This window comes from Georgenia sp. (assembly GCF_054605595.1).
In genome coordinates this window covers 1-6847 of record NZ_JBTSDU010000147.1, presented here as the reverse complement: position 1 = coordinate 6847, position 6847 = coordinate 1, and the positions used below count along the sequence as shown (strand labels likewise).

General features: G+C 69.1%; 7 protein-coding genes. 4 read left to right on the top strand and 3 right to left on the bottom strand.

Features of this window, described 5'->3' with window-relative positions; translation table 11 throughout:
- Positions 1-120: 120 nt before the first annotated feature.
- The 3 genes from ACYC1Z_RS13400 to ACYC1Z_RS13390 form a co-directional block, all read right to left on the bottom strand.
- The gene (locus ACYC1Z_RS13400) at positions 121-402 is read right to left on the bottom strand and encodes a hypothetical protein (RefSeq protein ID WP_461410022.1); all 282 of its coding nucleotides are present in this window, start codon (positions 400-402) and stop codon (positions 121-123) included.
- A gap of 327 nt (positions 403-729) precedes the next feature.
- Complete coding sequence (locus ACYC1Z_RS13395) at positions 730-1410, bottom strand: response regulator (protein WP_461410021.1); 681 nt, start codon at positions 1408-1410, stop codon at positions 730-732.
- Positions 1407-2579, bottom strand: a complete 1173-nt coding sequence (locus tag ACYC1Z_RS13390) for a sensor histidine kinase (protein ID WP_461410020.1) — start codon at positions 2577-2579, stop codon at positions 1407-1409. The genes ACYC1Z_RS13395 and ACYC1Z_RS13390 overlap by 4 nt, the downstream gene beginning before the upstream one ends.
- Positions 2580-2741: 162 nt before the next feature.
- On the opposite strand from ACYC1Z_RS13390, the gene ACYC1Z_RS13385 reads away from it, so the two are divergent.
- From ACYC1Z_RS13385 to ACYC1Z_RS13370, 4 genes are all read left to right on the top strand, one after another.
- Positions 2742-3248: a hypothetical protein gene (locus tag ACYC1Z_RS13385; RefSeq protein ID WP_461410019.1), complete on the top strand. Its 507-nt coding sequence runs from the start codon at positions 2742-2744 to the stop codon at positions 3246-3248.
- 27 nt (positions 3249-3275) lie between these two features.
- Positions 3276-3473, top strand: coding sequence for a hypothetical protein (locus ACYC1Z_RS13380; RefSeq protein ID WP_461410018.1), 198 nt, complete (start codon positions 3276-3278; stop codon positions 3471-3473).
- Positions 3474-4427: 954 nt separating this feature from the next.
- Complete coding sequence (locus ACYC1Z_RS13375; RefSeq protein WP_461410017.1) at positions 4428-5546, top strand: ABC transporter ATP-binding protein; 1119 nt, start codon at positions 4428-4430, stop codon at positions 5544-5546.
- A 187-nt stretch (positions 5547-5733) separates the two neighbouring features.
- Positions 5734-6771 (top strand): extracellular solute-binding protein, encoded by a 1038-nt coding sequence (locus ACYC1Z_RS13370; protein WP_461410016.1) that lies wholly within the window; start codon positions 5734-5736, stop codon positions 6769-6771.
- Positions 6772-6847: the final 76 nt, after the last annotated feature.

The window sequence follows — 6847 nt, the reverse complement described above, 5'->3', positions numbered from 1 at the left end:
CTTCGGGTTCAAGAACCCCGAGGCTCTCATCGCCCTGGCCATGCTCTCCCTCGGCGGCTACTGCCCGCCCCTCCCCGGCCGCGCCAAGACGAAATGACCCACGGATCAGTCAGGAGAGCCTTAAATCGTTGAGTCGGTCATCTCCTCCTTGGCGGGTGGGTTGATCCAGGCGGTCTCGGGTAGGGCGAGCGGGACGGGTGGGTGGCGGACGAAGCGTTCGGGGTGGGCGGTGTAGGCGCCGGCCAGGACGCTGGCCCGGTGGTCCTGGACGGTGTCGGCGTGGCCGTGGTGGACGTCGAACGGCCGGTGCATGCCGATCGCGGAATGGAGGTGCTTGGTGTTGTACCAGCGGTAAAACTCGGCGCAGAACGCGCGGGCGTCCTCGGCTTGGCTGCACGGCAATGGATCACCGAGCTGCGAGCTCAGTCGAGGTTGCCCAACCCGCCGATCCGGCCCCCAGACGCTCGATGGGTACGTGCTCCTTCTGGGGATCGCCGGCGGGCCACCGGCGCAGGAGCAGGAGGTCGGCGACTTGATCGGTGGCGGGGCGTTTCACAGGTGCTGGCGGCCCTGGCGTCGCAGCCAAGCGGCACGGCACCGTTGTCTCCTATGATCCAGCCGGTGGCGGCTTCTCAGCCCAACGTCATGGTCATCGGAACCACCATGCACCGTGCACTCGGCCGGCCGGACTTGCGGACCACGGAGGTTCGGCGAAGAGGGCCGCGAGGCTCAGGTGGTGTCGCTGTGGCCGGGGCGGACCAGGCCGGTCTCGTAGCAGCGCACGACGACTTGGACCCGGTCGCGCACGCCCAGCTTGGCGAGGATCGCGGTGACGTGCGTCTTGATGGTGGGTTCGGACAGGAACATCCGCCGCGCGATCTCCGCGTTGGACAATCCTTGTGCGACGTAGCGCGCGGTATCGAGCTCGCGCGGCGAGAGGGTCGTGAACGCCTCCGGCACGTCGTCGGCGGGGTGCGGGCCTTTGACGAACTCTGCGAGCAGCCGCCCGGTGACGATGGGGTCCAAGATCGCGTCGCCCGCTGCGACGGTACGGACGGCTTCGATGAGCTGGCCCGGACTGACGGTCTTGAGCAGGAATCCGCTCGCGCCGGCACAGACGGCGTCATACACGTGACTGTCACCGTCGAAGGTGGTCAGGATCAGCACCCGGGTCGTGATCGACGGGTCTGCGAGCAGCGACCGGGTCGCCGAGATGCCATCCATGTCCGGCATCCGGACATCCATCAGGAGCACGTCCGGTACGAGATCTCGGCCCAGCACGACGGCGTCGCGACCATCGCCGGCCTCGCCGACGATCTCCATGTCCGGCTGGGTGCTGAGGATCATCCGGAAGCCGGAGCGGACCAGGGCCTGGTCGTCGGCGATCAGCACTCGAATCGGCGGGGTCATGCGCGGGTCGGCAGGATCGCGTCGACGAGGAAGGATCCATCGGGCCGGCCGCCGGCCTGCAGTGTGCCGCCGTAGAGGCGGACTCGCTCGCGCATGCCGACCAGCCCGTGCCCGGCACCGTTCGACGCCTCCGGCGTCCTGGTGCCGATGCTGTTGTGGACGCGCACCGCGAGGGCGTCCGCGCGGTACTGCAGCTCGACTATCGCCGGTGCGCCCCCGGCGTGTTTGAGCGAGTTCGTCAGCGCCTCCTGAACGATCCGGTAGGCGCATAGCTGCTGCCCGGGTGGCACGAGGGTCGGCTCGCCGGTGACGGTGAACGTCACCGCCATGCCCGCCTCGCGGAGCCGCTCGACCAGCCCCGGCAGTTGCTGCAAGCCGGGCTGCGCCTTGAGCCCCTCGGCTGTGCCACCGTCTCGGAGCAGCCCGAGCAGACGCCTCATCTCGGCCAACGCTTGCTGCCCGGTCTGTCGGACGGCGCTCAGCGGTACCCGGGCCGAGTCCGGGTCCTCGTTGAGCAACTGTTCGGCCGCCGCGGCCTGCACGACCATCACACCCATGCCATGGGCGACGACGTCGTGCAGCTCTCTGGCGATGCGAGCGCGCTCGTCGACCACTGCCGCGTCCAGGGCCGCGGCCGCAGCGGCCCGCTCGTTGCGGGCTTCGGCCTCGGCGCGCCGCCGGTCCTGTTCACGACGGCGCATCGCCCGGCCGGTCAGCCACGCGGCAGCCCCGAAGATCACCGCGAAGGCGAGGTCGCTGATCTGCAAACCGGACAACAACACCATGTGCACGGCCAGTGCCACGCCCGTGAACGTGGTGACCGCGACCAATCTCCACCCTGCAGCGTGGCGGCCGAGGCTGTAGAGCAGCACCAGTGCAGCCACCAGCCCTGACAGGGTGTTGGTTGGCACCGAGGCCAACGCCTCGATCGCCAGCGCCGCCGCGCCGACCGCTGCGGCCACCGAAGGCGCCAACCGCCGGGCGGCCACCGGTGCGGTCTGGCCGAACAGCAGCATCCCGGGGAGCAGCCCGTGCCAACCCACCTGACCAGAGGAGGCCAACTCCAGCTGCCCGCCGAGCGTGATCACTGCAGCCAACACGACGTCGGGCCAGACGCCGGCACGCCAGCCGGTTTCGCCGTACACCGTCGCCCTCGACACCTCGGCCACGTCTCAAGACTAGATCTCCGCAGTCCCGCCCGCCTCCGTCTGAGGAATTGCCGCACCCATACCCAGGTCGGAGCGCAGCACCGGGGAAATGCGACCAGCGTCGACCCGGTTCATGCCCAACGCCCGACGCGCCGCAGCACGAACACTCCTAGCGTTCCCGGTATGACCACATACCGATTCACCCGCATCCGCAACAGCGCCCAGCACGCCATCGCCATCACCGTGGGCGCACTTGCCGTCGCCGCAGTCACCGCCGGCCCCGCATCCGCCGCCGCACCGACTCAAGCCATACCCGCCGCCGGAGATGTCGTCACGTGCGACGACGTCGGAACCCTCACCGCCACCGGCGGCTACCTCCGTCAACGCGAGACGACCACCATCGACGGCCGCGGGCGAGCGCACGTGCTGTTCACCATCTCGACCGACCATGTCGACCTGGTCGGCGCCGACGGCACCAGGTACCGGCTGATCGGTGCCGGCTTCGACCATGTCCTGTACCCCGGCAGTGCGGTCACCGGCGACGTCCTCCACGAGAACCAGCAGTTCCATTTCAACGTCATCACCGGCGGCGACGTCGTCGGGGTCGTCCGTTTCCGACTGCACACCGGAGCCGACCAGATCCCCCACGTTCGCGACGCCAGCACCTGCCAGCTCCCCAACATGTCCTGACCACACCACCCGCCACAGGAGTTCACCATGAAGCGCATCCTGATCGTCGCCGCAATCGCCGCCCCTTGTCTGCTCGCGCTGTCCTACCCGTGGCGCGACGCCACACGCGGTGCAGGCGCTGTCCTCAGCAGCATCGGCTGGTTCGGCTTCCTGCTCGCCCTCGTCACTGTCGTCGTCGCCTCGGCGACGCTCGCTGCCCGCAAGCTTCGTACCCACAGGGCGTGAATCACCCTGGAAAGCCAGTTCCCCGGGCTCACCACGCCGATCTCGGCGACAGCCACGTGTCGAGGCGTCACCCCGTCGCGGGATGTTGCGACGCAACCACTTCTCATGGCGAATCGAACGGGTCGTCGGCAGCCTCGTTCGGTGAAGCTCCGTTCGATCGTGAGTGTGCGCCGATCAGGGTGAACGACATCGCGTCCCATTCGGGACGCCCGTCCTCACTCCCGTGATCTCCACCTCATGAGCCGCAACGGCCTGGTCGTGTCTCTCGTACTCGTGTCCAGGTGAGGCAGGCGGCGAGGACGACAGCGACCCAGGGCGTGGCGGTAGGTGCCGGCCTTGTCCGCGGTCGCCGCCTCGGGTCCAGTGCCGCCTCGGGTCGAGTGCGCGCGAGCACTCGTGGCGTCCACCGAGACAGTCCGGCCCAACCGTCCGGGCACGTCGGCCTCGACGAGAAACCGGGCCGGCACCCGGTCCGATACCGGTAGGCGCTCGCCCCCACCATCCGCCGGTCGTCCCCGAACGGATGACCTTCCCGCCCCGCGGTCGAGGGCAACAACGGCTCCGCCCGAGCCCATGCCGTTGGTGACGAGGAACTCTTCGGGGTCGACGCGTTCGCCGGGCCTGGGGGCTGACGGCGTCCAGGACGCGGGAGTCGGCGAGACAGGACAGGGAGAGGGAGACGCCCATCCAGACGCTGTCGCGGGTGCGGGGGTCGGCGTGGATCTCGGACTCGAGGGCGTCGGCCCAGCCGGATCCGGCTTCGGGGTGGGAGGCGAGGATCGCGACGGCGACGGCGACGGCGACGGCGGAGGGGGACAGGTACCAGAAGAACAGGTCGGCCGCGTGCATCGGCCCAGGGCTGCGGCGTGGCGGAGGCCTTGGAGGGCGGTGCGGGTCTTGCCTTCCCAAGATCCGCCGTTTGAGCGCAGCAGGTGGTACGGCTAGCGTGGTGCCGTGCTCAGCGTGCGTGGACTGCGCAAGTCCTACACCACCGGGCGTCGAGTTACGGCGGCTCTCGACGGCGTCGACGTGACCGTGGAGCAGGGTGCGTTTGCCGCGGTGCTCGGACCGTCCGGCTCGGGAAAGACGACCCTGTTGCGGTGCATCGCGGGCTTCGAGACTCCGGACGCGGGTGTCATCACGCTGGGAGGTCGCGACCTGGTCGCTGCCGGGGTCAACGTGCGCCCGTACGACCGTGGCGTCGGAGTGGTGCCGCAGGAGGGCGCGTTGTTCCCGCACCTCACGGTGGCGCGCAACATCGCGTTCGGCATCTCCGACCGGACCCGAGACTGGCGGAGGCAGCGGGTCGACGAACTGCTCGAGCTCGTCGGACTACAGGGTTTGGGTCAGCGCCGACCACACCAGCTCTCGGGCGGGCAGCAGCAGCGCGTCGCGCTGGCTCGGGCGCTCGCGCCGGAGCCGCAGTTGATCCTGCTGGACGAGCCGTTCAGCGCGCTCGATGCGCAGCTGCGGATCGAAATTCGTGAGGAGGTACGCGCGTTGCTGCGGCAGGTCGGCACCACCGCTCTGCTCGTCACGCATGACCAAGCAGAAGCCATGACGCTGGCCGACCACCTTGTCGTCATGCGGGCCGGTCGGGTGGTCGCGAGCGGTGATCCGCACCAGGTCTACGACGCCCCGATCGACGCCGACCTGGGGCGTTTCCTCGGCGAAGCGGTGGTCCTGCCGGGAACACTCGGCCGTGACCAAGACGGAGCCTGCGTCGACTGCGCCCTGGGCCGCCTGGCAGTGGCCGGCGAGCCGGATGCTCACCCCGTGGTCGGGGAGTGCGAGGTGTTGCTGCGGCCGGAGAACCTCAGCGTGCGTCTGGTCGGCTCCGGCGCCCTTGCCGGCGATACCGGTCGGGCGAAGGCCTCGACGGGCGTGGTCATCGCGCAGTCGTTCTACGGCCATGATGCCCTGGTCCGGGTTCGCCTCGACTCCGATGTCCAGGTCTCCGTGCGGGTGCACGGCTCGGACAGGTTCACGGTGGGCGACGTCGTCGAGGTGCGGGTAGAGGGGCCGGTGACGACGTATCCGACGCCCGGCCGGGTGAGTCCAGCGGTGCGGTGAACGGGCCGACCACATCCGGACTCCGTGTTAGGCGAGCCTTGCCTTAGTTGTATGCTGCGGTGTGTTCCTCGCAGATCTCGCAACGAGAGGCCCTCTCCTGATGACACTTCCACCCCCTTCCCCCTCGTCCGAGAGCCCCGGGTCGGATCACCCCCGGACCGGACCGGCTCGCCGCAGGCTCGGCCGCGTGCTGCTCGGCGCCGTCACGGTGTCGACGCTGGTTCTGACGGCCGGATGTGGGACATCACCGGAGGCAGCGCCCGGCGGCCCGTCGACCGAGGCCGGGTCGACCACGCTCACGGTGTACACCGACCAGCACCCCGAGCTCATCGAGGGTCTCACCAAGGCCTACACGGCTGAGTCCGGGGTGAAGTTCAACATCCAGCAGGACGCCACGGTCGGGCAGATCGAGGCCGAGGGCGATGCCAGCAAGGCCGATGTCTTCCTCTCCGAGGACCCCGGTCCGGTCGCCCAGCTCGGCAAGGAGGGCCTCCTCGTCCCGGTGGACGCCGCCACGCTCGACCAGGTACGGCCCGGGCTCAGCTCCGGCAAGGACCTGTGGGTGGCCTACGCGGCGCGCACCCGGGTCCTCTTCTACAACCCCACGAAGATCAAGGAGAGCGAGCTGCCGAAGACGCTCGCAGAGATCGTCGAGCCGCAGTACGAGGGCGAGTTCGCGTGGGCGCCGTCCGGCGCGTTCGTCGCCACGACGCAATACCTGATCTCGACGCTCGGCGAGGAGAAGACCACCGAGTTCCTGGCGGCGCTGAAGTCCAACGGCGTCAACGAGCAGAAGAACGGCAACGTGCGCGATACCGTCGAGGCCGGCAAACACGCGATGGGCCTGTCGAACCACTACTACTGGTGGGTCCTGGCCGGCCAGAAGGGTGGCCCCGAGAACCTCACGTCGAAGATCTACCACTTCCCCACGGAGGATCCCGGCAACCTCATCCTGTCCTCCGGGGCGGGGGTGCTGAAGTCCAGCACGCACGCCGAAGCCGCGCAGAAATTCCTGGCCTGGCTCACCTCGAAGGACGGTGGCCAACAGGTCGTCGCAGGCCCCGTTGATGTGTCCGAGGCGCAGTACCCCGTAGCCAAGGGCGTGTCCAGCAGCGTGGTGGGTGACCTCAGCGAGGTGAAGTCACCGACATTCGACATGGACGAGCTCGCAAACTCTCAGCAGGCAGCGGACCTGTTGAAGACGCTGGGGATGTCGGGTGGCTGATGTCTAGCCTGACCGGCAAGGGACGGCCCGCGACCGCGACCGCCAAAGCCCCGGTGGCCCTCGCGGCGGCGTCCCT